At 70.4% G+C, this 24,866-nt stretch carries 26 protein-coding genes; 12 read left to right on the top strand and 14 right to left on the bottom strand.

Annotation, left to right across the window (positions count from 1 at the left end; genetic code table 11):
* Nucleotides 1-2 precede the first annotated feature (2 nt).
* Nucleotides 3-1,598: a DNA-3-methyladenine glycosylase 2 family protein gene (locus QZ258_RS01930; RefSeq protein ID WP_294178512.1), complete on the bottom strand. Its 1,596-nt coding sequence runs from the start codon at nucleotides 1,596-1,598 to the stop codon at nucleotides 3-5.
* 92 nt (nucleotides 1,599-1,690) lie between these two features.
* On the opposite strand from QZ258_RS01930, the gene QZ258_RS01935 reads away from it, so the two are divergent.
* The 4 genes from QZ258_RS01935 (at nucleotide 1,691) to QZ258_RS01950 (ending at nucleotide 5,946) form a co-directional block, all read left to right on the top strand.
* The gene (locus QZ258_RS01935; protein ID WP_294178514.1) at nucleotides 1,691-3,082 is read left to right on the top strand and encodes an FAD-binding oxidoreductase; all 1,392 of its coding nucleotides are present in this window, start codon (nucleotides 1,691-1,693) and stop codon (nucleotides 3,080-3,082) included.
* A gap of 100 nt (nucleotides 3,083-3,182) precedes the next feature.
* Nucleotides 3,183-3,800 carry a hypothetical protein gene (locus QZ258_RS01940; protein WP_294178516.1) on the top strand — a complete coding sequence of 206 codons (618 nt, stop codon included), beginning with the start codon at nucleotides 3,183-3,185 and terminating at the stop codon, nucleotides 3,798-3,800.
* A 96-nt stretch (nucleotides 3,801-3,896) separates the two neighbouring features.
* Nucleotides 3,897-4,670, top strand: coding sequence for a hypothetical protein (locus tag QZ258_RS01945; protein WP_294178518.1), 774 nt, complete (start codon nucleotides 3,897-3,899; stop codon nucleotides 4,668-4,670).
* A 79-nt stretch (nucleotides 4,671-4,749) separates the two neighbouring features.
* Nucleotides 4,750-5,946, top strand: a complete 1,197-nt coding sequence (locus QZ258_RS01950) for a PrsW family intramembrane metalloprotease (RefSeq protein WP_294178522.1) — start codon at nucleotides 4,750-4,752, stop codon at nucleotides 5,944-5,946.
* On the opposite strand, the gene QZ258_RS01955 is transcribed toward QZ258_RS01950, so the two are convergent.
* The 5 genes from QZ258_RS01955 to QZ258_RS01975 all read right to left on the bottom strand — a co-directional run bounded on the left by QZ258_RS01955 (nucleotide 5,936) and on the right by QZ258_RS01975 (nucleotide 10,887).
* Nucleotides 5,936-7,012, bottom strand: coding sequence for a hypothetical protein (locus QZ258_RS01955; protein ID WP_294178525.1), 1,077 nt, complete (start codon nucleotides 7,010-7,012; stop codon nucleotides 5,936-5,938). The genes QZ258_RS01950 and QZ258_RS01955 overlap by 11 nt on opposite strands.
* A gap of 186 nt (nucleotides 7,013-7,198) precedes the next feature.
* Nucleotides 7,199-8,389: a MarP family serine protease gene (locus tag QZ258_RS01960; protein WP_294178527.1), complete on the bottom strand. Its 1,191-nt coding sequence runs from the start codon at nucleotides 8,387-8,389 to the stop codon at nucleotides 7,199-7,201.
* Nucleotides 8,390-8,459: 70 nt separating this feature from the next.
* Nucleotides 8,460-9,299, bottom strand: coding sequence for an ABC transporter permease subunit (locus QZ258_RS01965; RefSeq protein ID WP_294178529.1), 840 nt, complete (start codon nucleotides 9,297-9,299; stop codon nucleotides 8,460-8,462).
* Entirely contained in the window at nucleotides 9,296-10,213 is a 918-nt protein-coding gene (locus QZ258_RS01970; RefSeq protein ID WP_294178530.1) for an ABC transporter ATP-binding protein, read from the bottom strand. The genes QZ258_RS01965 and QZ258_RS01970 overlap by 4 nt, the downstream gene beginning before the upstream one ends.
* Nucleotides 10,210-10,887: a TetR family transcriptional regulator gene (locus tag QZ258_RS01975; protein ID WP_294178532.1), complete on the bottom strand. Its 678-nt coding sequence runs from the start codon at nucleotides 10,885-10,887 to the stop codon at nucleotides 10,210-10,212. The genes QZ258_RS01970 and QZ258_RS01975 overlap by 4 nt, the downstream gene beginning before the upstream one ends.
* Before the next feature lie 152 nt (nucleotides 10,888-11,039).
* On the opposite strand from QZ258_RS01975, the gene QZ258_RS01980 reads away from it, so the two are divergent.
* Together QZ258_RS01980 and QZ258_RS01985 are read left to right on the top strand one after the other, a co-directional pair.
* Nucleotides 11,040-11,513: a hypothetical protein gene (locus QZ258_RS01980; protein ID WP_294178534.1), complete on the top strand. Its 474-nt coding sequence runs from the start codon at nucleotides 11,040-11,042 to the stop codon at nucleotides 11,511-11,513.
* Complete coding sequence (locus QZ258_RS01985) at nucleotides 11,510-11,746, top strand: helix-turn-helix transcriptional regulator (RefSeq protein WP_294178536.1); 237 nt, start codon at nucleotides 11,510-11,512, stop codon at nucleotides 11,744-11,746. The genes QZ258_RS01980 and QZ258_RS01985 overlap by 4 nt, the downstream gene beginning before the upstream one ends.
* Here the strand turns inward: QZ258_RS01985 and QZ258_RS01990 are convergent.
* A complete protein-coding gene (locus tag QZ258_RS01990; protein WP_294178538.1) occupies nucleotides 11,743-12,510 on the bottom strand; it encodes a 1-acyl-sn-glycerol-3-phosphate acyltransferase in 768 nt (255 codons plus the stop codon). The two genes, QZ258_RS01985 and QZ258_RS01990, sit on opposite strands and share 4 nt — an antisense overlap.
* A 121-nt stretch (nucleotides 12,511-12,631) precedes the next feature.
* On the opposite strand from QZ258_RS01990, the gene QZ258_RS01995 reads away from it, so the two are divergent.
* Nucleotides 12,632-14,923, top strand: coding sequence for an LLM class flavin-dependent oxidoreductase (locus QZ258_RS01995; RefSeq protein WP_294178539.1), 2,292 nt, complete (start codon nucleotides 12,632-12,634; stop codon nucleotides 14,921-14,923).
* Between the two features lie 93 nt (nucleotides 14,924-15,016).
* Here QZ258_RS01995 and QZ258_RS02000 read toward each other — a convergent pair whose 3' ends face one another.
* Entirely contained in the window at nucleotides 15,017-15,970 is a 954-nt protein-coding gene (locus QZ258_RS02000) for a DUF4190 domain-containing protein (protein WP_294178540.1), read from the bottom strand.
* 191 nt (nucleotides 15,971-16,161) lie between these two features.
* Complete coding sequence (locus QZ258_RS02005; RefSeq protein WP_294178542.1) at nucleotides 16,162-16,407, bottom strand: DUF167 domain-containing protein; 246 nt, start codon at nucleotides 16,405-16,407, stop codon at nucleotides 16,162-16,164.
* 115 nt (nucleotides 16,408-16,522) lie between these two features.
* Here QZ258_RS02005 and QZ258_RS02010 point away from each other — a divergent pair, with 115 nt between their 5' ends.
* The 4 genes from QZ258_RS02010 (at nucleotide 16,523) to QZ258_RS02025 (ending at nucleotide 20,714) form a co-directional block, all read left to right on the top strand.
* Nucleotides 16,523-18,409, top strand: coding sequence for a patatin-like phospholipase family protein (locus QZ258_RS02010; protein ID WP_294178544.1), 1,887 nt, complete (start codon nucleotides 16,523-16,525; stop codon nucleotides 18,407-18,409).
* A 127-nt stretch (nucleotides 18,410-18,536) separates the two neighbouring features.
* Nucleotides 18,537-18,806: a 30S ribosomal protein S15 gene (gene rpsO / locus QZ258_RS02015; RefSeq protein WP_294178546.1), complete on the top strand. Its 270-nt coding sequence runs from the start codon at nucleotides 18,537-18,539 to the stop codon at nucleotides 18,804-18,806.
* 92 nt (nucleotides 18,807-18,898) lie between these two features.
* The gene (locus tag QZ258_RS02020) at nucleotides 18,899-19,642 is read left to right on the top strand and encodes a dienelactone hydrolase family protein (RefSeq protein ID WP_294178551.1); all 744 of its coding nucleotides are present in this window, start codon (nucleotides 18,899-18,901) and stop codon (nucleotides 19,640-19,642) included.
* Between the two features lie 34 nt (nucleotides 19,643-19,676).
* Entirely contained in the window at nucleotides 19,677-20,714 is a 1,038-nt protein-coding gene (locus tag QZ258_RS02025) for an LLM class flavin-dependent oxidoreductase (RefSeq protein WP_294178552.1), read from the top strand.
* Here QZ258_RS02025 and QZ258_RS02030 read toward each other — a convergent pair.
* Genes QZ258_RS02030 through QZ258_RS02040 form a run of 3 tightly spaced genes read right to left on the bottom strand, consistent with a single transcriptional unit; the run spans nucleotide 20,711 to nucleotide 22,457 of the window.
* Nucleotides 20,711-21,352 (bottom strand): phosphoribosyltransferase, encoded by a 642-nt coding sequence (locus QZ258_RS02030; RefSeq protein ID WP_294178554.1) that lies wholly within the window; start codon nucleotides 21,350-21,352, stop codon nucleotides 20,711-20,713. The genes QZ258_RS02025 and QZ258_RS02030 overlap by 4 nt on opposite strands.
* 32 nt (nucleotides 21,353-21,384) lie before the next feature.
* Entirely contained in the window at nucleotides 21,385-21,666 is a 282-nt protein-coding gene (locus tag QZ258_RS02035; protein ID WP_294178556.1) for an acylphosphatase, read from the bottom strand.
* Nucleotides 21,663-22,457 (bottom strand): NAD(P)H-hydrate epimerase, encoded by a 795-nt coding sequence (locus QZ258_RS02040; protein ID WP_294178558.1) that lies wholly within the window; start codon nucleotides 22,455-22,457, stop codon nucleotides 21,663-21,665. Before QZ258_RS02040 ends, QZ258_RS02035 begins: the two co-directional genes overlap by 4 nt.
* Nucleotides 22,458-22,498: 41 nt before the next feature.
* Between QZ258_RS02040 and QZ258_RS02045 the strand changes: the two genes are divergently transcribed.
* Nucleotides 22,499-23,086 carry an HhH-GPD-type base excision DNA repair protein gene (locus QZ258_RS02045; protein ID WP_294178559.1) on the top strand — a complete coding sequence of 196 codons (588 nt, stop codon included), beginning with the start codon at nucleotides 22,499-22,501 and terminating at the stop codon, nucleotides 23,084-23,086.
* A gap of 59 nt (nucleotides 23,087-23,145) precedes the next feature.
* Here the strand turns inward: QZ258_RS02045 and QZ258_RS02050 are convergent, their stop codons facing one another.
* A complete protein-coding gene (locus QZ258_RS02050; RefSeq protein WP_294178560.1) occupies nucleotides 23,146-24,462 on the bottom strand; it encodes an ABC transporter permease in 1,317 nt (438 codons plus the stop codon).
* Nucleotides 24,459-24,866 (bottom strand): ABC transporter ATP-binding protein (locus QZ258_RS02055; RefSeq protein WP_294178562.1); only part of this gene is annotated, 408 nt, incomplete at its 5' end. The genes QZ258_RS02050 and QZ258_RS02055, both read right to left, overlap by 4 nt.

Raw genomic sequence — 24,866 nt, forward strand, 5'->3', positions numbered from 1 at the left:
TCTTAGGATCGACCGCCGGGGGAATGGCCGGATGACGTCACCGGCGGGGCGGCCGGGGCCAAGACGCGCGCACGCCACAGGTGCAGAGTGGCGTAGCTGCGCCACGGCGCCCAGCGCGCCGCGTGTGCGGTGAGTGCCCCCGCGGATCCGGGGAGTCCGAGCGCCGCCGCCGTCTGGCGGACGATGAGATCCTCGGCGAGAAACGTGTCGGGATGCCCGAGCACTCGCATCGCGACGTAGCCGGCGGTCCACGGACCGATTCCGGGCACCGCGAGCAGCCCGGCGCGCAACTCGTCGGCGCGCGTTTCAGGGTCGAGTCGAAGTCGGCCGTCGAGGATGGCGCGCGCGGCGGCGACGACGGTCGCGATCCGGCGGGCGGGACCGCGCAGCACCTCGCCGCCGCGGGCGGCCAACTGCTCCGCCGTGGGGAAGCGCCCGTCACCCAGTTCGGCGACGAGGCGGCCGGTGACGGTGCGGGCGGCAGCGACGGAGATCTGCTGCCCCAGCAGGGTGCGGAACAGCGTCTCGGCCCCGTCGATGCTGCCGGGGAGGCGAACGCCCGGGCGCGCGGCGACGAGCGGGGCGAGCACGGGGTCCGCCGCGAGGGCGCGGTCGACGGCGAGGGCGTCGGCGTCGAGATCGAACAGGCGCCGGAGCCGTGCCGAGAGGGCGGGCACATCGGCGAGGTCGCTCATGCGCGCGCGCACGACGACGCCCGGGCGCTCGGCATCGATGCGCACCCGCACGGATGCATCCCCGCGGGGGAGCGCGATCTCGCGGGAGTACTCGTCGGGGTCGTCGCTTTCGAGCCCGGGAATCGCGTGATCGGCGAAGAACCGCAGGAGCCCGGCTCCGTCGAAGGGTTCGCGGGCGGGCAGACGCAGCGTCAGGGAGGTGCCCGTCGACGCGGGATCCTCCGCCGACGTGGAGGTGGAGCTGGAGGGAGCCGCGGCGGATGCGTCGGCGCCGGCGCTGGCGGTGGGGCTGCTGGCGGCGTCCGGGGCGATCTTGCGGGACGCCCTGCGCGCACCGCGCCGCGCGAGAGCGCGCAGCTCGGTCGGAGTGACGCGATAGATCTCGGCGATCGTGTCGTTGAACTGGCGCAGGCTCCCGAATCCGGCGGCGAAGGCGACATCGGCGATCGGCAGCTCCGTCACGGCGAGGAGGGTGCGGGCGGTGTGGGCACGGTGCGCCCGGGCGAGCGCGAGCGGGCCGGCGCCGAGCTCGGCGCGCAGCACGCGACCGAGTTGGCGGCTGCTGTAGCCCAGGCGCCGCGCGAGACCTTCGACCCCGTCGCGCTCGACGACGCCGTCTTCGATGAGGCGCATCGCTCGCGAGGCGAGGTCGTCGCGCAGATTCCACTCGGGGGATCCGGGGACGGCATCGGGTTGGCAGCGCTTGCAGGCGCGCAACCCGGCCTCGTGGGCGGCCGCCGCCGTGCGGAAGAAGCGGACATTGTGCGGCTTGGGGGTGACGGCGGGGCAGCTCGGCCGGCAGTAGATGCCGGTCGTGGTGACGCCGGCGATGAACTGCCCGTCGAAGCGGGCGTCGCGCGCCGAGAGGGCGGCGTAGCGTTCGGCGAACGGGGATTCCGGCATGCCTCAGGGTGTCACGCGAACACGCCCCGTGTCAGCGGAAATCGGACACGGCGATCAGGCGGCATGCCCGGGGGTGCCGCTAGCCTCGCCTCATGCGTTCCGACGAATTCGATCGTCACCGGGCGGCGCTCGCCGCGCTGCTCGAGCCGGCCTTCGTCGTCGACGCTCCCGTGCTCGAGACGCTTCGGGCCGATAAGTCGGGCCACCTCTCCGGGGCGCCGCCGCTGGGCCTCGTGGAGGCCCGCAGCATCGAGGACGTACAGGCGACGCTCCGTTACGCGAATGAGCACGGCATCCCGGTCGTTCCGCGCGGAGCGGGGACGGGGCTCGCGGGCGGAGCGATCGGCGGCGCGGGCGAGATCGTGCTGTCGACGCGTCCGATGCAGCGCGTGCTCGAACTCTCGGCCGCCGATGAGCTGGTGGTGGTGGAGCCGGGGATCCTCAACGGCGATCTCAACGACCAGTTGGCCGCGCACGGACTGTGGTTCGCCCCCGACCCGGCCAGCCGCGCGATCTCGACGATCGGCGGCAACATCGCGACCAACGCGGGCGGGTTCTCGTGTGTGAAGTACGGTGTGACGCGCGAGGCCGTGCTGGGGCTGGCCGTGGTGCTCGCCGACGGGCGGCTGCTACGCACCGGTCATCGCACGGTGAAGGGCGTCACGGGCCTTGATCTGGTGGCCCTCATGGTCGGCTCGGAGGGCACGCTGGGCGTGATCGTCGAGGCCACGCTGCGGGTCAGGCCGCGCCCGGCGGCAACACCGGATACCGTCAGCGCGAGCTTCGACAGCACGCGCGACGCGGCGCGAGCCGCCGCCGCGATCATGGCGGCGGGAATCCAGCCCTCGGCCCTGGAGATCCTGGATGCCGCGGCTCTTCGCGCGATCGGCACCCATCTGGGTCGGGACTTCTCCGATCGCGGCGCTCAGCTGCTCATCCGCACGGATGGGGAGGGGGCGGCCCAGGCCGCCCAGCGTGCGCTGGAACTCACCGCGGAGCTTGGTGGCCGCGGTGAACTCGCCGTCAGCGTCGAGGCGGGGGAGGAGCTGTTCGCGATGCGCCGCGCCTTCCACGGGGCGATGGCCGCGCGGGGCGAGGTGCTCATCGAAGACGTCGCGGTTCCGCGGAGTGCCCTCGCCGAGATGTTCGACGAGCTGGAACGCATCAGCGCGCGTTTCGGGGTCGACATTTCGACGGTGGCGCACGCGGGCGACGGCAACCTGCATCCGAATTTCACGTTCGAAAGTCGCGGCGTCGACGCCGCGGGCGAACCGATCGTCCCCGAGGAGGTGTGGGCGGCGGCCGACGCAATGTTCACCGCGGCGCTGCGATTGGGCGGCACCCTCACCGGCGAGCACGGCGTGGGACTGCTCAAACGGCGCTGGCTGCGCGCCGAGATCGGTGATGTTTCGTTCGAACTTCAGCGCGAGATCAAGCGCGTGTTCGACCCGCGCGGCATCCTGAATCCGGGCAAGGTCTACTGACCCACGGGCCCCTTTCGCTCTGAGCGAACTCCCAGGCAATGCGGGAATGTCGCGGAGGTAGACGGGGTTTTCTCCTGGTGAGGTGAGTACGTCAAACACGATGAATACGATCGAAGCCGTTCCCAACACCCCCAGCCCGATGTCGGCGCACACGGGCCGAGCCCGCACGCGTTCGGGCATCCCTCGCCCCTCCACGGGCCGATTGCGCCTTCGCCCCACCCGCCGCGGTCGCGGCTTCGTGGTCGGCGTCGTCGATGCGGCGGGCCCCGACACGAACGGCTTCGCGCCGCGTGACCGGGTGGCCTGGCGCGACCGCGGCCAAGAACTCGGGGAGCTCGTCCTGCTCGACCAGACCGATGTGCTCGGGGTGCCCGATTGGATCAGCGACGAGCAGGTCGTGAGCTACCTGGCTCCAGGGCTGATCGCCCGTGCCCTGTTGCGCACGCGGCCGGTCGTTCGCGGAGCCGAGGTGCGCGTCGAGTCGACCGACTCGGTGGTCGCCGAGATGACGGCGGCGTGGGTGCGCTCCCTCGGCGCGCGTGTCGTCGAGGCGGAGCAGGCGATCGCGATCCGTGACGAGCCGCAGGCCCGCCGCATCGGTCTCGGCAGCCACGGCCGGCTCGCGCAGGCCGCCGTCGAGGTGTTCCAGGCGATCCGTGCGGGCGTGTTCGACGACGTCGAGACGATCGAGGGACGCCGCCCGAACCTCGCCGCCTGACGCCGTTCGGCACGGCCGGTGACGGCTGCCCCGAAGCCGAGTCAGGGTCACGTTTCACGCACGGGCCGGGCTTCGAGCGCGGGGTAGGGTCGCAGGGTGAACACCGATGCTCTGCTTGCGAGTTCGGCCTTCGTCGGTTTCGTCGTTCTGGCGCTTCTGGTGGCCGATGCGATCTCCGCTTGGGTGGATGCGCGACACGTCCGCGACGACGAGGAACCGGATGCGCTGACCCGGCGACGCATCCGCGATCTGGCCTGGCTGGTGGCGATCGTCGCCGCACTCGCCGTGATCATCGCCTTCGCCGTCGATTCGGCGGCGCGTGCCGTCTGGGATGCGAATGACCCGGTCGCCGCAGCGCTCATCCTGTTCGCCGTCACGGTGTTCACGTTCGTCGTCGGGGTGGGCGCGGTCGTCGCGGCGGGCCGCCGTGAACGGCCAAGCTATGCGCGCATCCGCCGCGATCTGCGGGACCGCGCGATCTACAGCTTCGACGACGACGAGCTGCTCGACTTCGAGCGCCGGTTGAGTCTCGCCGACCGCACGCGCGCGCGTCGCAGCCAGAACGCGCTGCCGTTGCGCCTTCTCGGTGTGGCGGTCGTCGTCGCTCTCGCCGTTGCCAGCTGGCTGTTGGCACCGGGCGTCTTCTCGATCAGTTTCACGATCGGGGCGGTGGTCTCATTGGCGGCCGGTGCTCTCGCCGTCCGTGCTGATGTGGCGCGGCAGGCAGCGCTGACGGTCGTACTCGAGACCCAACGTGCCGAGGTCGTGGCGCTGCTCGAACGCGCCCGCATCCCGCAGCGGCGTCGCGTGCCGGGGCTGCGCGATCGGGTGAGCCGCGCGCTCGCGATTCTGCGCGAACAGCAGGACTGAGCGGGCCGATCGGGCACCGCCGGGCCGACGCGCAGTGAGGATTGCCCACGGGCGTGGGGTGCTGGAATAGGGTTGCCCCATGAGCCAGGAGAGCCCCGACGTCGCACCCGACGAGGTCCGCCGCACGACCGATCACGCGCCCCAGGCGGTGCTGGCACTGCCTGCGCGTCCGCGCACCGGTCGCGTCGTCGGCGCCGTCATCGGCTTCACGCTGATGGGCATCGCTCTGGTCGTGCTCGCCGCGTATTTCTTGTCGGTGCTCGGCCCCGCATTCACCCTGATCGCCGCGATCATCGCGCTCATTCCGCTCGCGGTCGTGCTCGTGGGCGTGGGCTGGATCGACCGCTGGGAGCCCGAACCGCGCGGCGCGCTGCTCTTCGCCTTCCTCTGGGGTGCCACGATCGCGATCCTCGTCGCGCTGTTCGTCGATTCGGGGCTGCAGGAGGTCATCGCGGCGATCGGCGGCCCGACCGACTTCACCAACTTCGCCCAGAGCGCGATTCAGGCGCCCATCGTCGAGGAACTCGGCAAGGGCATCGGGGTCTTCTTGATCTACCTGTTCGCCAAACACCACGTCGACGGCCCGATCGACGGCATTGTGTATGCGGCGGTGGTGGCGGCGGGCTTCGCCTTCACTGAGAACATCCAGTACTTCGGGCTCGAGGTCTCGGGCTACTACGGCGAGGATTCGAACGTTGCCCTGGTGTTCTTCGTGCGCGGCATCCTGTCTCCCTTCGCGCATGTGCTCTTCACCGCCTGCATCGGCTACGCGATCGGGGTCGCCGCCAAGCGCGGGAGTGCCTGGCTGACCTTCGGGGCGTTCCTTCTCGGACTGGTCCCCGCGATCGTGCTGCACGCGTTCTGGAACGGATCCACGTTCTTCGCGGACTTCTTCGTCGTTTACATCGCGATTCACGTGCCGTTGTTCCTCATCGCGGTCGGGATGGTCGCCCTGATGCGGCGCCAAGAGGTGCAGCTGACGGGCGAGCGGCTGGCGGAGTACGCGGCCGCCGGATGGATCAGCGCCGCCGAGGTTCCGAGCCTCGCCACGCCCGCCGGACGCCGACAGGCGATGCAGTGGGCGAAGTCGAACGGCATCGGGTCGGTCATGCGCGACTACATCCGCGATGCGACGAAGCTCGCCTACGCGCGCCAGCGGATGATGACCGGGCGCGATCTGATCGGCAATCAGGCCGACGAGGCGGCTTTGCTGGCACGGATCACCGACACGCGGCGGCGGCTCGCGGCGGCCCGCCCGACGAGCGCTACGGCCTGAGGTTCAGCACGGCGCCGATGACCTCGGGCGCGAAGCCCACGAGCCACACCGCCACGACGGCGACCACGCCGACGACCGCGGCGACCGGAACGCCCCGACGCAAACGCTGACCCGAGGCCTCGACGACGTTCGAGGCGAGCGCATCCGGAACACGTTCGTCGCGGTAGCGCTCGGTCTGGTCGAGCGTCTTCGCCCCGACCGTGTCGGCGATTCGAAAGAGCCGTTGGTAGACCGCGGGCGATCCGGACTCGAATCCGCCCGGGTGATAGACGAACATCCAGTCGTCGATGATTTCGACGTCGTACGGGGATGCCTCATCGATCAGGAGCGCCATCAGATCGGGGGTGAAGACGTACAGAGCGTCGGTTTCGTAGCGTGCCGGGCAGTAGAGCGTGAAGAAGCGATCGAAGTCGCCCTCGAGTGAGAGCCGCTGGGAGCGATCGAACGTCGTCGGCAGATTCGAAACGCCGAACAGGCCGTTGTTGGCGCGTGAGTCGAGCACCATGTGCGGAAGGCGACGATCGAGGTGCAGCGCGAGAAATCCCCACCGGTGCCGTGTCCGTCGCTTTCCCGACCCGGTCGTGTACTGGAAGTTGCCGAAGTCGAGAAACCGCCCCTCGGCGCTGCGGAGGTGCTCGCTCGAGGCGCGCGCGTCACCGAGCCCGAAGATCGCCCCCGGATAGTTCGGCGCGGGGCTGTGGGGAGAGAACAGGAGACCGTTGGCTCGCGCGAAGCGGTCGAGTTGGGTCCAGCGCACCCAGGTGCGCCGTCCGAGGAGACTGAGGAGCGCTCCGATGCCCGATGCCGCCAGGATCGCGACCAGGAATACACCGAAGAACGCCGGCAGCACGGGGTCGGTGCGATCCAGGAACGCGTCGACTGCGCCGCCGACGAAGAACGATCCGCCGACGAGGGCGATCGGCAACACGACAACGACCTGCACGAGGTTGCCCGGCGCCAGGAGCGTTCCGGGCATCCCGAGTGCGCGGGCCCGACGCCGATACTCGCGAACTTCCGCCGCCGGCGGCTCGAGCCAGAGCGGCGAGTAGTCGACGGTGCGGCCCATCCGCCCATCTAAGCGGGTTCTGAGTGAACTTCGCGCCTTAACAGACTCGTCGCCCAGCGGCGGGTCAGTGACTCCGGCTCTTCTGGGCGACGAGTTGTTCTGTATTCAGGGTGCACCTCGGAGCCGCTGTCGTCAAGAGGATTTTGGTCGAGCTCCGCTCAGGCGCGGGCTCGCGGATGCGCGTCCTTACCCGGCGACGCAGCTCCCGGAGGAGACCTGCGCACTGAGGCCCGGGGCCGCGTCGGCCACCGGGGCGAGTTCCGTGTTCGTCATCGCGTAGCCGAGCTGCGACGAGTCGGCGCTCTTGGCGAACACGACGCCCGCCACCTCGCCGTCGAGCGCGAGCAGGGGGCCGCCGGAGTTGCCGGGGTTGATCTCGGCCGCGAGCGTGTAGACCTCGCGTTCACTCGTCTGGCCGCCGTAGATGTCGCGCAGGCGCTCGGTCGAGACCGCGAGCACCTCGGCGCCGTCGGAGACGAAGGGACCACCGAAGGGGTAACCCTGCACGACACTCTCGTCGCCGATCGCGAGAGGCTCGTTGAGCGCGAGCGGGGGAACGTCGAGCCCGATGGTGGCGATCACGGCGAGGTCATCGCGCGCATCGAAGTAGACGACGCGTCCCTCGATGCTCTGGCCGTTCGGGGCCTCGACGACCGGCTGGTCGACACCGGCGACGACGTGGGCATTGGTGACGATCCGGTTCGAGGCGATCACGAAACCCGAGCCGGACTGGTTCTGCCCGCAGGCATAGGCGGTGCCGGTGATCCGCACGACCGAGGCGGAGGCGGCGATCAACGGGTCCGTAGCGGTCTCGACCTCGGGCGCCGCGCTCGGAGCCGTCGCGACGCCGCCGAGGCCCTGCCCGAGCACCGGAACGCCGTCGGCCAGGATCAGCGATCGCAGGCGTGCGAGCGCACTATCGACCGGGTCCGGCGTGAGCCGCTCGATTCCGGAGATGACGGCGGAATCGTTCGCCGCGCGCGAGAGCACCGGGGCTCCGAGCGCGGTCATGCTTCCCGCGAGAAGGGAGGTGACGAGCGCGGCGGTCACGAGCGTCGCGGCACCGCCGAGCATCCGATCGAGGGGGCGCAGCGCCGTGCGATCCACTCCGCGGCCGATCAGTCGCCCGATCGCGCGCCCGATCGAGTGCCCGACGATCAGCAGGAACACCGCCGCCGTGACGACGAAGAAGACGCGCCAGAACGGCCACGGCACGATGCCGGTCAGGATGGGCGCGAGCAGGAAGGCGGCGACGCCCCCGGCCGCGAGCCCCAGAATCGAACCCAGGCTGCGCGCGAGCCCGTGGCGAAGTCCCGAGATCAGGAAGCCGACGAGCACGACGACCAGGATCACGTCGAGGACGAGCGCAGCGGTCACCGGGTTGCTCCTGACAGACGAACGGACGCATCCAGTCTGTCGGATGCGTCCGTTCGTTGGCTGAGCGCGGCTAGCCCGTCACATCCCGTCGATCGAGCGCGACCACCGCCAGGCCGATGACGACGGCCGCGAGGCCGAACAGCAGGCCCAGGCCTCCGACATCGAACCCCTCGGTGAGCGGAGAATTCAGGTAGGCCCAGTCGTACGGCGAGAAGCGGTGAAGCCACTCGAGGTCGGCGCTCTGGTTGCCGATCGCGCTCATCACGTAACCGGCGATCGCGACACCGGCGGCGGATGCGGTGGCGATCGCGCGCCGACCGCTGACCGCGCCGACGGCGAGCCCGACGCTCGCGGTGAGCACCGTGAGGCCGAGAAACGCCAGACTCGCGGCGAGCACGTTGACCGGTTCCAGCTCGAGCTGGGCGGAGTCGTTGATCACGAGAATCAGCGCCATCGTGAAGGCGATGAGCGCCGCCAGGCGGACGACGAGTGCCAGCGTCGATTCGAGCGCGTACTGCACGCGGCTCACGGCGTGGCCGAGCATGAGTTCGAGGCGTCCGCTCTCCTCGGCGCCCGCGATCGCCGCCGACGACCAGGTGGTCGCGGCGATCGTCAGGAGCGCGAAGCCGATCAGGCCGAAGATGGTGGCCTGGGTGTAGCCGGCACCGCTTCCGATCTGCTCGTAGCCGAGAGCTTTGATGAGCTCGGGCGGCATGCTGTCGAGCACATCCATCATCTGTGTCGTGCCGATCGAGGGGTAGAGCGGCAGGTAGAGCATGACGGCGGCGGCGAGTCCGGCGGCCCAGCCGAGGGTCGAACGCCAGCTGTCGAGCACCGCACGGCGGAACACCGGCAGCAGCGCCCGGCGCCCGGCGTCCACGTGGTCGCGGGTTTCGGCGGTGTGGGTCATGAGGCGACCTCCTGTCGTCCGTAGAGATCGAGCACCGACTCTTCGAGGTCGGGTTCTTCCACCGTGAGATCGGTCAGGCGGAAGTTCGCGAGCGCCTTGACGAGCTCGTCGATGTCGCCGTTGACGGTCGCGAGCACGCGCACGGTCGCGCCTTCGAAGATTTCGAGGTCGCGCACGTGCTCGAGTCGTGAGAGCCGGTCGCGTACGGTGGCGACGTCGCTCTCGGCGATTCCCGCGCGCAGACGCCGGACGCTGTGGAGTCGAAGCGATGCCACATCGCCCTCGGCGACGATGCGTCCCGCCGCGAGGACTGCCACCTGGTCGGCGGACTGCTGGATCTCGCTCAGCACGTGCGAGCTCAGCAGCACGGTCTGTCCCGCGTCGCGCGCCTCGCGCAGCATTTGGAGGAACTCGCGCTGGATGAGGGGATCGAGGCCACTCGTCGGTTCGTCGAGTACGAGCAGTTCGGGCCGATGCATGAACGCCTGGATGAGTCCGAGCTTCTGGCGGTTGCCTTTCGAGAGGGCACGCACCGGGCGGGTGAGGTCGAGGTTGAGACGTTCCGCGAGTGCCTCGATCGCGCCGGGGGCCACCGGGCCGCTGATGTCGGCGTAGTGCCGCAGCAGTGCCAGGCCTTTCACACGCCCGTCGAGTCGCAGCTCGCCGGGAATGAAGCCGATGCGTCGGCGCTGCGCTGCGCCGCCGGCGCGCGGGCTCTGCCCGAGAATCGTGGCGCTGCCGGAGCTCGGGCGGATGATGTCGAGCAGCATCCGCAGGGTCGTGGTCTTCCCGGCGCCATTCGGGCCGATCAGCCCGAAGACGGTGCCCTGTTCGACGGCGAGGTCGAGCGAATGCACGGCGGTGACCGAGCCATAGCTCTTGCTCAGCGCGGAGGTCTGTATCGCCAGAGTCATGCGGTGTTCTCCTTCGGGGTGGGGCGGTCGTTGTCCGGGCTCGGTGCGAGCGCAGTGCGCGCCGCTTCGAGGATCCGGTCGTCGCGGTAGAGGCCGTGGGTGTAGAGCTCGAGTGTGGGAATGGTCATCCGCCGCACCATGGCGTCACCGAAGTAGTCGTCGCCGAAGACCCGGCTGAGCTGCTTGGACATGATCAAGGAGGCGAGCCCCGAGACGGTGACGATCGCGGCGCGGGCATCCGGGTCGTCGCTGGGTCGTACGAGACCCGCCTCGGTCTGCGCGTCGAGCGTCGAGCGGGTCGAGCCGAGGAGCGCATCGAAGAGGCGGCCGGAGGCGGGGGAGTCGTCGATCAGCATGCGCGCGAGATAGTCGAGCCAGGGGCGGAACTGGTCGACGTCGGCGAGCCAGCGCTGCAACTGCTCGTTCAATCGGGAGGCGTCGAGCGCAGACTTGCGCCCGAAGAGTTCCTCGGTGATGAAGAGATCGCACGCATCACGCAGGTTCTCTTTCGAACCGAAGTGGTGGATCACGAGGCCGGGGCTCACTCCCGCCTCGGCGGCGATGGCGCGCACGCTCGTGCGTTCGAGGCCGTCGCGACCGAAGAGCACGATCGCGGCGTCGCGAATGCGGGCCGATGCCACGCGGTCGCCCGGGGAGCTCGAGGCTGAACGCATGTTCAAAATACTAAACACACGTTCAGTTCACGTCAAGGGTGTCAGGAATTTCGGACTCAGTGTCAATGATTCTTGACACCACGTCGAGATATCTGTACATTCCCAATGTCAAGTTTGTTTTACACACCCACTCACATCACTGGAGGACATCAATGGTTGCCGAACAGCGCAACGCCTGGATCGCGCTTCTTGTCGCCGTCGTCGGCTACGCGGTCTATTTCAATCTCGTCATGACCGGCGCCGCTGGCGGCCCGCTCGTCGAGGCCGAGTATCTGATCCCGATGGCGGTCGTCATCGTCGGTTCGGTCGTCGGCACCGTCGTGCTCAACGTCGTCGTCGCCGTGATCGCCGGAATCGTCGCCGGCTCGCGCGACCCGAAGACCGCCGACGCGACCGTGCGCCGCGTCATGCAGGAGAGCGACGAGCGAGACCGGGCCATCAACAGGTCGGGTGAACTGGCCGCGCGCTGGTTCCTCATCGCGGGAGCGCTCGCCGCGCTCGGGTTCGCCGGGCTCGAGCTCGAGCACTTCTGGATCGCGAATGTGATCTTCCTCGGCTTCTACGTCTCGGCGATCTTCGGCGCGATCTTCAAGCTCTCGGCCTACCGGTGGGGGCTGCGCGCGTGAAGTCCACCCGGGTGACCAACTCGATCCGCGCGTTGCGGTTCGCGCGCGGCGAGATGACGCAGTCAGAACTCGCCGACCGAGTCGGCGTGACGAGGCAGACCATCATCGCGATCGAGCAGGCGCGCTACTCTCCCTCGCTCGAGGTCGCCTTTCAGATCGCGCGCGCCTTCGAGGTGCCGCTCGACGAGGTATTCCACTACCCCGACGAGCAGGGCGACGCGTCGGCGAGCTAACCGCTGATCTCGTCGGGACGGCGCGAGCCCCGCTGCTCGTGCGCTGTCTCGGCGACGGTCGGAGCCGTGCCGCCGAGGCGCGCCGGCTGCCACCACTGGCCGGTGCCGTCGACGGGATAGCTGGCCTGGAGTTCATCGGTGAGGTGTTGCAGGGTGCCGCGCAGCGCATCCGTCGTCGTCGTCACGTCGGCCCCCGCGGCGACCGTGATCGGCGCACCGACCCGCACCTGGACGGGAACCCCGAAACGGTCGCGGCGGCGGCCCTTCGCCCCCTTCGTGAGAATGCGGTGCCCGCCCCACACGGCGACCGGAACGATGGGCACCCCGGCCTCTTGCGCGAGTCGCGCCGCGCCGGTCTTCAGGTTCTGGACCTCGAAGCTGCGGCTGATGGTGCCCTCGGGGAACACGCCGATCAACTCGCCGCGCCGCAGCGCCTCGATGGCGGCATCGTAGGCGCCCGCGCCCGCGTCGCGGTCGACCGGGATGTGCTTCATGTTGCGCATCCAGAAGCCGAGCGGCCAGCCGCGGAACGCGCCCTTCTTCGCCATGAAGCGGATGCGGCGGCGGTTGTGCAGCCACAGCACCCACTCGACGAGGGCGAACTCCAGGAAGCCGTAGTGAGTGATCGCGATGACGGCTCCGCCGGAGTCCGGGAAGTTCTCGGCGCCGCGCACGTCGCGTTTGACCCGGAGGGCCCCGAACATCAGCCGGCCGGCGCCGATCGCGGCGGTGTAGATGGGCTCGTTTCGGTACCGGACGGTCATGTCTTCAGCGTACGCGGGCGAAGCGGATGCCTCCCGAGGAAAGCGCACCCACCGGGCGCCGAGCAGGGGAGTTCTCCCCAGGTGGCTAGCGAAGTCCAGCTCACAGGAGCACAGTGGGGTTATGCCCGACTACGGCCACGAGCTGGCGTTCGGCACGTTCATCACCCCGAACGTGTCGCCGAGCGACGGCGCGCTCGGTCTCGCCCAGCGCGCCGAAGAGCTCGGGTACGACCTGGTGACGTTTCAGGATCACCCGTACCAGCCCGCGTTTTTCGACACCTGGACGCTGATGACCTGGGTGGCGGCGCAGACGTCGCGCGTGCAGATCGCCGCGAACGTGCACAATCTGCCGCTGCGTCCCCCCGCCGTGCTCGCGCGGGCGGCGGCGAGCCTCGACGTGCTCTCCGGCGGGCGCGTGGCGCTGGGCCTCGGCGCGGGCGGTTTCTGGGACGCGATCGCCGCCATGGGTGGCGAGCGCCGCACCCCGGGGGAGAGCATCGAGGCGCTCGACGAGGCGCTCGACGTCATCCGGGGCATCTGGGATGTCGACGACCGAACGCCGTTGCGCATCGCGGGCGAGCACTACCGCCTCGACGGGGCGAAGCGGGGGCCTCGGCCCGCGCACGACATCCCGATCTGGGTCGGGGGATACAAGCCGCGCATGCTGCGGTTGATCGCGCGTCGCGCCGAGGGATGGCTTCCCTCGCTGTTCGCCCTTCAGCCGGGCGACCTGGCGCGGGCGAATGCCGTCGTCGACGAGGCGGCGGTCGACGCCGGGCGCGATCCGCGGCACATTCGTCGCATGCTCAACGTCGGCGGGCGCTTCGCGTCGGCCGGAACAGAACTGCTTCAGGGGCCGCCCGAACGCTGGGTCGAGGAGCTCCTGGCGTTCGCCGTCGACGACGGCGTCTCGACCTTCATCCTGGCGACCGATGATCCCGAGACCATGACCACCTTCGCGCAGGAGGTGATGCCGCCGCTTCGTGCCGCCGTCGATGCGGCGCGGCGCGGGCGCGGGGGCGAGCGCGACGGGATGCGCGGGGCAGCGGCGCGCGCACAGCGGGTCGCCGGCATCGACTACGAGGCGCTACCGGCCTCCCTGGTCGCGGAAGCGGTGGAGCCGGGGGACCCCGGCTATGCGCGCGTGCGCAACACCTACAACCGCGGCGGTGCCCCGGGGCTCGTCGTGACGCCGCGCACCCTCGCGCAGGTCGGCGACGCGATCGCCTTCGCGCGCCGGCAGCCGGTGCCGCTCGGGGTGCGCAGCGGCGGTCACGGGGTGAGCGGCCGTTCGACCAACGTCGGCGGCATCGTCATCGACATGTCGCACTTCGCCGAGATCACGGCGCTCGACGAGAAGTCCCGGCGGGTGCGCGTCGGACCGGGCGCGCGGTGGGTGGACGTGTCGACGGTGCTGGCGCCCTACGGCTGGGCGCTCACCTCCGGCGATCACGGCGCCGTCGGCGTCGGCGGTCTTGCGACGGCGGGCGGGTTCGGCTGGTTCGCCCGTGAACACGGCCTCACGATCGACCACCTGCGCGCGGTCGAACTGGTGACCGCGTCCGGTGAACTCGTGCGCGCGAGCGACGACGAGCATCCGGAGCTGTTCTGGGCGATGCGCGGCGCCGGGGCGAACTTCGGGATCGCGACCGCGTTCGAGTTCGAAGCGCATCCGGTGGAGCCCCACGTCGGCTGGGCGCAACTGGCCTTCGAGGCCTCGGCGGCGCCCGGCGGGGTCGCCGGATTCCTGGTCAATTGGGCCGCCGCGATGGCGATCGCCTCGCGCGACCTCACCTCCTCGCTCGTGCTGACGCCGGTGCCGGCGGGGCAGCCCCACATCGTGCGGCTGCTGGCCGTCGTCGACACCGCCGAGTCGGGCCTCGTCATCGAACGACTGCGCCCGTTCGCCGGGCTCGCGCCCCTCGTCGGGCAGCAGGTGCAGATGGCGCCGTATGAGGAGGTCGTCGCGACGCTCGTCGAACATGCGCCGCACGACTCGAACGGCGAACCGGTCTCGCGGTCGGGGCTCGTTGACGAGTTCAGCATTCAGGTCGCCACCCGCACCGTGCGGCTGCTGGAGAAGGGGGTGAGCCACTTCGTGCAGTTGCGTTCGCTCGGGGGAGCGGTCTCGGATGTCGCCAGCGAGGCCACCGCGTATTCGGGGCGATCGGCCACGGTGTCGATCGTCGCCCAGGGGTCTGATGAGGCGGCGCTCGAGACCGAGTGGCGCCGCCTCGAGCCGCTGCTGTCGGGCTCGTATCTGAACTTCGATTCGAGTCTGGATCCCGCGCGCCTCGGTCGCGCGTGGTCGGAGCGGACCCTCGCCAGGCTTCGTGCGCTCAAGGCGGAGTGGGATCCGGAGAACGTGTTCCGCGACAACTTCAACGTCGCGACCTCAAGCGACGGGGTCTGACCCGCGCCGCTCGGCGCGACCCGCCGCCGCGTCGCGTGGCGTGTTCCGGTGCCGAGGGCGCGGCGTGCGCGACCCCGGCACCGGCGGGCGCGGTTAGACGACCTTCACGAAGACGGAGTCGCTGAACCACGACGACACGGACCACGTGCCCGCGTCGACGCCATCGCTCGGCACCATGATCACCACGTTGCCCGTCGCCGAGGCACCCGGGTAGAGCTCGTTGATGTCGTACGCGCTGTCGGGAGCCACGATGAACTGGTCGGAGGTCGAGTGGGTCGTGCCCGCGGCAGAGACGAACTCGATGGTCACATCGATCCACGGCGTTCCGCTCTCGTCACCCACGTACGTGTACGTGACCGGAACGAGGATGTACTGGAACCCGTCCTCGGGGGCATCGTTGAACTGGTTCTCGTTGGCGACGAGCTTGTTCGCGTTGAGAACGGTCTCGCCGAACGTCACCTCCCACTCCGTGGCCCCGAAATCGCCGAGTTCCACGCTGGACCCGGCCGGTGCCGGATTGGCGCGAGTGCCGAGGTCAGAGTCGGCAGCGGCCGCCTCCTCCGTGGTCGAGTCGTCGACGTCCTCGAGCGTGGAGCCGCTCCCGTCGGAGACGCCTTCGGAGAGTCCGTCCGAGATCGACGAGCCCGCCGCGCCGACGAGGGCGCCGACGCTCACGATGATGGCGACCAGCCAGGCGAGCGGTCCGAGGATGAGGCCCGCAATGGTGAAACCGCGCTTGCCCGACTTGCGCACGAGCGCGATGACGCCGAAGACGATCGCGCCGATGGCGGGAAGCCACGCGGCGAAGCTGAGACCGGGGATGAACGCGAAGACGAACGCGACGATTCCGAGCACGAGTGTGGTGATCGCGAGGCCGCTGCCGCGCGGGGCTGCCTCCGCGGCGACGGGCGTCGGCACGTCGTTCGGCGTCGGCGCGTCGGCCTCCGTCGGCGTCGGCGCGTCGGGCTGCGTCATCGTCGGCGCGCTCTCGGTCGGCGCGGCGTCGGCAGACTGCGTGGCGTCGTCAGGGGTGTTGGATTCTTGCATAGCTGCTTCCTCTTGCTGTTCGGCGAGCCATCGACGCGAGGCGACGCGGCTCCGCGTCGGTCGGCGACCTTCGCGATCGCGCCGGAAGTGACACGGCGCAACATGAGGAGTGCACACCATGCGGCCGACATTCCCTCACGTACCCCGCACGTCGCGGGTCGCATCGCGGACTCGGAGCGTCGCTCCGGGCGTCAGGAAAAGTGGACGGTCTTGAACCGTGCGCCGTGACCGCGCGTGATCGCCACGTGGGACGGGGCGACGCCGAAGTGCGCGGCGAGCACCGTCTCGACGGCCGTGTTGGCGGCGCCGTCGACGGCGCGCTCGCGCACGAACACGACCAGGGTGCCCTCGGCATCCGTCTCGATGAGCGGGCCCTTGCGACTGCCGGGCTTGACGCGGATGCGCAGCTGCTCGGGCAGATCGGCGGGCGAGGACACAGGCCCAGCCTGGCACGGCCGCGGATCGGCCGCGCCTGCCGCGAGTTCGGCGGGCGTTGACGCTGGCGACGGACGGTGCGAAGGTGGCGCCACGACAACGCGGGAGGTCGGGCCGATGGCGCGCAGACGGGGAACGACGATCGACCACGAGGGTGCCGAGCGCTGGGCGGCACCGCAGCGGCAGTGCGACCTGGTGATGAAGGGCGGGATCACCTCGGGGGTGGTCTACCCGCTCGCGATCGCGAAGTTCGCGGAGGAGTACCGGCTGCGCGGCGTCGGCGGCTCCTCGGCGGGCGCGATCGGGGCGGCGCTGGCCGGCGCGGCCGAGTTCGGCCGCGAGACGGGCGGTTTCCAGAAACTCACCGAAATCCCGGGGCGGCTGCGCGACGGGCGCCTGGAGGCGTTGTTCCAGGCGCAGCCGAGCACCGAACCGCTGCTGCGGGTGCTGCTCGCCGTGCTGCGCGCGAAGCCCGGCACCGCGGCGAAGGTGCGGGCGGTCGTCGGCGCGTTGCTGACGCGTTTCCCGGGCCGGAGCCTCGTCGGGGCTCTCGCGGGCATCCTGCTGTTCGCGCTCGGGGTGGCGAGCGTCGTCGTGGCCGTGCTCGGCGAGCAGTGGTTCCAGCTCGCACCGGCCATCGCGCTCGCGCTCGCCGCGCTCGCGCTCGTCGTCGTCGGCTGGGCGCTCGCGCTGACGCTTCGGCTCGTCGACCTGCTCACCGTCGCGACGCCCCAGAACCTGTTCGGCATCTGCCGCGGCCTCGGCACGGAGGGTGGCGGCCCCGGCTTCACCGACTGGCTGTCTGACCTCATCGACGAGGTCGCCGGTCTTCCCGCAGGCGGCCCGCCGCTCACCTTCGGGCAGCTGTGGGGCGACGACGCTACGGCGACCGAGGATCGTCGCGCGCGCGACATCGACCTGCGGCTGATCACCACGTGTCTGAGTCGTGGTCGCCCCTACGAGATGCCCCTCGAAGGGTCGAACTTCTTCTTCGACCCCGAGGAGTGGGCGACGCTCTTTCCGCCGAACGTCATGGAGTCGCTGCTCGCGGCTCCTGCCGTGTGCGCCGAGGCGGAGGAGGGCGCGAGCGAGGCGCGGGGGCGCCGCGAGAACCAGGCGGCGAACGAGCGGGGGCTCGTGCGGCTGCCGGAGGCGCGCGACCTGCCGGTGATCGTCGCCGTGCGGATGTCGTTGAGCTTCCCGGTGCTGATCTCGGCGATCCCGTTGCATGCGGTGCGGCGGCGTCGCGGGGAGAAGCTGCAGTTCGAGAAGCTCTGGTTCACCGACGGCGGAATGTGCAGCAACTTCCCGCTGCACCTCTTCGAGGCGCCGTTGCCGACCCGGCCCACCTTCGCCATCAATCTCGGATCGTTCCGGCGCGACGCCGACCAGCATCCGACGGACGAGTCGGAGAACATCGTGTTCGCCACCCGCAACTCGAGTGGGGTGCAGCCGCCCTACCAGCCGATCGCCGAGGAGGGGGTGGGCGCGCTCGTCGACTTCGCCGGCACCATGCTCGACACCTCCCGCAACTGGCAGGACAACTCCTACGTGACGATGCCCGGCTATCGCGACCGCATCGTGCGGGTGCTGCAGACGAGCGAGCAGGGCGGGCTGAACCTGAACATGTCGGATGACGCGATCGAGCGCCTCGCGCTCCGCGGAGAGGCGGCGGCCTCCGCGCTGATCGACCAGTTCACGAAGCCGCACTACCGAGGCTTCGACGGGTGGGCGAACCACCGCTGGGTGCGCTACCGCGCGCTGATGGCGACGTTGCCCGAGTTCCTCGGCGCCTACCGCCGTGGCCGCGCCGAGCTGCACATCGACCCGACCGAGCCGCCCGGATTCGATCTGCCCGCGCCCAGCCGCGCGCTCGCCGGGAGGCTCAGCGGGGCGCTCACCCACGGCGCCGAGGCGGTCGCGGCGGCCCCGGATGCGGCGGTCGAGTCGCTCACCGACTCGCCGCGGCCACGGGGGAGTCTGCGCCGCGTCGCGCGGATCTGAGAACGGGGCGCCGGCACCGCGGCGCGCTCTGCTAAACTCCCAAGGTTGCCGTCAGAACGGCCGCGGATGAAGAGAGCCCACACATACGGTGACGGGCGCCGCGCAACGAGAGGAAGGGGTCCCATCTATGGCACTCGACAACGAGACCAAGAAGGCGATCATCGAAGAGTATGCAACGCAGCCCGGTGACACGGGATCCCCCGAAGTGCAGGTCGCTCTCATGACCAAGCGCATCAAGGACCTCACCGAGCACCTCAAGGAGCACAAGCACGACCACCACTCGCGTCGTGGCCTGCTGCTTCTCGTCGGTCAGCGTCGCCGCATGCTCGGCTACCTCCAGGACATCGACATCGAGCGCTACCGCTCGCTGATCGAGCGCCTGGGTCTGCGTCGATAGATTCCGCGAACTTCTTACGAGACGGGTCGTCACCTTCGGGTGGCGGCCCGTTTTGTGTGTCACGGATGCGCCACCTCCCGTACCCTCACAGCATGCCCGCGGCGCTCACCGACACTGACCTCCCCGAGACGCCGGGCGGCAGTCGCGGCCTGACCGGCGTGTTGGGTGTCCCGGAGGGCGACGGCCCCTGGCCCGCGGTCGTGATGGTGCACGAGGCGTTCGGCATCAACGACGTGATGCGCCGCCAGGTCGAGCGGCTGACCTCCGCCGGCTACCTGGTGCTCATGCCCGACCTGTTCGCCGAGGGCGGCGCCCGACGCTGCCTCACCGCGACCTTCCGGGCGCTGCGCGCGGGGGAGGGGCGCGCCTTCGTCGACATCGAGACCGCCAGGTCGTGGCTCGCCGCCCGCGGGGACTGCACGGGCCGGGTCGGCATCCTGGGATTCTGCATGGGTGGCGGCTTCGCACTCGCCGCCGCCAGCGGGCGCGGCTTCGAGGTCGCCGCGGCCAACTACGGCATGTTGCCGACGAACCTCGACGACGACCTGCGCGGGGCGTGCCCGATCGTGGCGAGCTTCGGTGCTCGTGACAACTCCTTGCGCGGCGCGGCCGAGAAACTCGACGCGGCACTCACGCGGCTCGACGTGCCGCACGACGTGAAGGAGTACCCCGAGGCCGGGCACGCCTTCATGAACGACGCCGACTCCGGTCCGCTCGCCGCCCGGCTGCTGTTCACGCGCTTCCTCGGGCTCGGCCCGAACCCCGAGGCGGCGGCGGATGCCTGGCACCGCATCGAGACCTTCTTCGGCGCCACGATCGGGCCGACATCGCCGTAGCGGAATGCGCCGAGGGGTACGGCGGTTGCACCCGATGATGACTGCTCCGCCCGCCCTCTCCGTGCTCGACCTGGTGCCCGTGCGGCATGGCCAGACCTCCGCGGATGCGGTGGGCGCCTCGCTCCACCTCGCCCAGCGCGCCGACGAACTCGGCTTCCGGCGCTACTGGTTCGCCGAACACCACAACATGCCCGCGGTGGCGGCGACGACCCCGCCGGTGCTGATCGCGCTCGCGGCGGGGCGCACGCAGCGCATCCGGCTCGGGTCCGGTGGGGTGATGCTGCCGAACCACGCGCCGTTCGTCGTCGCCGAGCAGTTCGCCACCCTCGAGGCGGCGGCCCCGGGACGGATCGACCTGGGTCTCGGGCGCGCCCCGGGAAGCGATCCGGTGATCACCGCGCTGCTGCGATCGAGCGGGCCGACGAGCGACGCCGACCGGTTCCCCTCGCACGTGAACGACATCCTCGCCCTGCTGCGCCGAGACGGTGCCTCACTGCAGCTCGGCGATCGTGACTACACGGTGCGCGCGACGCCGGCCGCCGCGGGCGTCCCCGAGGTGTGGCTGCTCGGGTCGAGCGACTTCTCGGCGCAGCTCGCCGCGAAGCTCGGGCTGCCCTACGTCTTCGCGCACCACTTCTCGGGCGAGGGCACCGAACGTGCGCTCGACCTCTATCGCAACGGCTTCCGTCCGAGCGAGCACGGCGCCGCACCGCGTACCTTCGTGACGGTCAACGTCGCCGTCGGCGAGACCCGCGACGAGGCGGAGGAGCTCGCCCTGCCGAGCCTGCTGAGCATGGCGCGGCTGCGCACCGGGCAGCCGCTGACCGCGCTCGACACGGTGGAGCAGGCCGCACGGGCCGAGCTCGGCCCCGCCCAGCGTGAGCTGATCGAGGCGATGCGCGGGCGCTGGATCATCGATGCGCCGGCCGAGGCGGCCGCCGCCGTGCGTTCGCTCGCCGCGCGATTCGGCGTCGACGAAGTCATGGTGTCGCCCAACACGGGCGCGCGCGAGACCGACCCGAGCGACCGAAGCTTGAGCCGCGAACGGACGTTGGAGGCGCTCGCAGGCTAGGTGCGACGTCCCGCCCGGAGCAACGCCACCACCTCGGAGTCGCTGACCGCGCCGAAGTCGCGGTAGAAGGCCCCGACGGCGTGGAAGTCGCGAGGCTGGAGGAGGCAGATCACCTCGTCGGCATCGGGAACGAGGGCGGCGGCATCGGGCCCACCCACCGGCGCGGCGAGAACGACCCGGCGTGCACCGAGCGCGCGGGCCACCCGACAGGCGGCGGATGCGGTGGCGCCGGTCGCGATGCCGTCATCGACGATGATCGCGGTCTTACCTTCCAGCTCGAGCCGACCGAACTCGCCCCGGAGCCGCGCCGCGCGGGTATCGAGCGTGCGGCGTTCCGCGCGTTCGACGGCGGCGACATCGCGATCGGTGACGCCGGCGCGGCGGACGAGGTCGGCATCCAGAATCCGCACGCCGCCTTCGCCGATGGCGCCCATCGCCACCTCCGGCGAGTACGGCACGCCGAGCTTGCGCACGACAATCACATCGAGCGGCGCGCCCAGCGCGGTGGCGACCTCGGCGGCGACGGGGACCCCGCCGCGGGGGAGCCCCAGCACCACCGGGTTGGCGTCGTTGCGCTCACGAAGGTGCGCGGCAAGGCGGTGACCGGCGTCGACCCGGTCTCGAAACCCCGTGGTCATGAACGACCTCCTCGTCGTCACGGCAGTGCCGGCTAATGGTGCCGGATCTCGAACCCGGTCGCACCCGTCGGCGCGACGGCGTGCTCGTCCACGCGGTCGACGCGGGCGCCGAACGGTCCGACGCGCAGCCAGTCGAGCATCCGGGCGACGGTGTCGGGTTCGCCCTCGAGCTCGCACTCCACGGACCCGTCGGGGAGGTTGCGCACCCAGCCGGTCAGGCCGAGACGTTCGGCTTCGGCGCGGGTGGCCCAGCGGAAACCGACGCCCTGGACGACGCCGTGGACGTGTGCGTGGACGCGGGGGACGGGGGTCATTCGCGGGCGTCCTGGGGTCTCGATACGCGCTTCGCGCTACTCGACCGGCTCGGGGTCGCGCTACTCGACCGGCTCGGGGCCGCGCTGCTCGACCGGCTCGGAGTCGCGCTGCTCGACCGGCTGTCCGGATTGAGCCCGATGTCGATGAGGATCAGCTCGCCGGCGAGTTCGGCGCCGGGGGAGTGCAACAGCCCCGCCTTGAGCGCGCCGAACGTGACGGTGACGTCGGCGGGGAGCACCGTCGGGTCGGGCAGGCTACCGTCGTCGGCGTCGATGCCGCTCGGCACATCCACCGCCACCACGAGCGGCGCGTTCTCCGCCTCCAACAACGGCCGGATGCGCGCCACGATCTCGCGCGCTCGGCCCCGCAGCGCGGGGGAGCCCGCACCCCCGATGCCGAGAATCCCGTCGACGAGCACGTCGGCCGCGCCGACGAGCTCGGCAACTCGCGCATCCGCCTCGTCCTCACTGAGGATCTCGACCCCGGCGGCACGTGCCGCGGCGGCACCGGTCTCGTGCACGCGGCTCCCGGTCGACAGCGCGACGACGTGCGCCCCGCCCGCCGCCAGTTCGGCCCCGGCAAACAGGGTGTCACCGCCGTTGTCGCCGGAGCCGACGAGCAGCAGCACCCGTGCGGGCCGATCGGACGTCCGCTCGGCGAGCAACCGGGTCAGCTCGCCAGCGAGCCCGGCCGCCGCGCGGCGCATCAGCGGCACCCCGGCCTCCAGCAACGGGCGCTCGGCGGCGCGGATCTGCGCGGCCGTGTAGCCGAGCGACTCGGGCGCGTTCATTTCTCCAGGCTACGCTCCGCCCCGGGTGGCACCATGGGCGGATGACCCCCGCGATCCACATCACCGGCGACGCCGCCGCCGACGACCTGCTCTCCACCGATCCGCTCGCGCTCCTGATCGGCATGCTGCTCGATCAGCAGGTGGCGCTCGAGACGGCGTTCGCCGGCCCGTACAAGCTCACCGAGCGTCTGGCCCGGCACGGTCGGCGCTTTGATGCGGCCACGATCGCCGCCCACGACCCGGATGGCTTCGCGGCGCTGTGCGCCGAGACCCCCGCTGTGCACCGCTTCCCCGGCTCGATGGCGGCGCGCATCCAGAAACTCTGCGTCACCCTTGTCGACGAGTGGGACGGCGACGCCGCAGCACTGTGGATGCGCGACGCCCCCGACGGTGCGACCGTGCTGAAGCGTCTGAAGGCGCTTCCGGGCTTCGGCGAACAGAAGGCGCGCATCTTCCTGGCCCTGCTGGGCAAGCAGTACGGGGTGGAGGCGCCGGGCTGGCGCGAGGCCGCCGGGCACTACGGCGAGGAGGGGTCGCACCACTCGGTGGCCGACATCGTCGATCGCGGGAGCCTCGAGCGCGTGCGCGAGAACAAGAAGGCGGCGAAGGCGGCCGCGAAGAAGGGCTAGCCGGGTACAGCAGAACGGGGTGCCGGGCGCGAACGCCCGACACCCCGGTGAGGAACTGCCTACTCGTAGCGCAGTGACGTGACCGGATCGGCCTTCGCGGCGCGAGCCGCCGGGAGTGTCCCGGCGAGGAACGCGATCGCCATGACGAGCGCGATGATGCTCACGATCGACACCGGGTCGAATGCGACGAGCTGAAGCCCGGGCAGGTCGGCCAGCAGCGAGCCCGAGAGCACCGAGCTGAGGGCGGTGCCGGCCCCGATGGCGACCACCGCGCCGATTGCGCTGCCGAGGAATCCGATGAAGGTCGCCTCGAGGCTGAACAGGCTGAACACACGCCCGCTGCCCATGCCCATCGCCTTCATCAGCCCAATCTCACGGGTGCGCTCCTGCACCGACATGTAGAGCGTGTTGACGATGCCGAACGCGGCCGCGAGCAGCGCGATGATCGCGAAGGCGTTCAACACCAGCACGATGCCGTCGATCACACTCGTGACCGTGCCGAGCGTATCGGCGACCGTGGTGCCGCTGTAGCCCTCCTCGGCCAGGAGATCCTTGAGCGCGTCGACGTCGTCGACGGTGGCGTCCTCGGCGAACCAGACGGTCGCCTGGGCGTAGCGGTTGGCTTCGTCCTCGGTGAGCCCGGTGCTCTGCGCGTCGAACAGCTCATCGCTGAGCGCCTCATTGATGAGGATGCTGGAGCCCGTGGGCGATGCCAGCGCTTCCTCCGTCACTCCGACGACGGTCGCCTGGATTTCGTGGCTGTCGCGCAGCGCATCGGTGATGCCGATCGTCACGGTCTGGCCGATCGCATCCGCGTCGGAGTCGAAGCCCAGCGGCTCGACGTAGGACTGCGGGATGGCGACCTGCGCGGCCTCGTCCGTGTTGTCGGGTTCGCTGCCGTCGGCGAGCACGGTGGTCTGGTCGGCAACCAGGCTCCCGACGTACGCCTCGTACTGCGTGCCGTCCTCGAACTGCACGAAGTCGGGCGTAATCGTCCGTTGTGCCTCGACCTCGACGACGCCCTCGATCTCGGCGAGGTCGTCGATGTCGTCCGGGGTCAACGCAACGACGGTGGCACCCTCGCCGGGCCCGTTCGACACGCCGCTCGAGATGGCATCGGGGTCGTACTCGTTCGGTCCGCTGTCGCCGCCCAAGAATTCTTGGGCGCTTTCGCTCGCCTTGGTGACGGTCATCGCGTCGGAGGCGCCGACGCCGCTCACGGTGTCGTCGATGTAGTTGTTGATCCCCGTGCCGAGGCCGCTCGTGATGGCGAGCGTGAACGTGCCGATGAAGATCGAGAGGATCGTCAGGATGGTGCGGGTCTTGGATCGGAACGTGTTGGAGACCGCGGAGGCGATCAGGTCGGTCGTCTTCACGCGGCCACCTCGCTCGGGTCGTCGATGAGCAGTCCGTCGCGGATGCGCAACTGCCGATCGCACCGCGCCGCCAATTCCTCATCGTGGGTGACGATGATGAGCGTGATGCCGTGATCCCGGTTGAGGTCGAAGAGGATGTCTTCCACCACGGACCCGGTGACCGAGTCGAGGTTGCCGGTCGGCTCGTCGGCGAAGATGATGCGCGGGTTGTTGACCAGGGCGCGCGCGATGACGGCACGCTGCTTCTGCCCGCCGGAGAGGTTCATCGCCTTGTTCTTGGACTTGTCCGCGAGTTCCAGCTGTTCGAGCGCCGCGAGCCCGCGGCGCTTCCGTTCGGCCGCACCCACGCCGGCGATCTTCATCGGCAGCGTGACATTGTCGAGCACGGTGCTGTTGGCGTTCAG

It is taken from the genome of uncultured Schumannella sp. (assembly GCF_905479755.1).
GTDB lineage: Bacteria > Actinomycetota > Actinomycetes > Actinomycetales > Microbacteriaceae > DCRR01.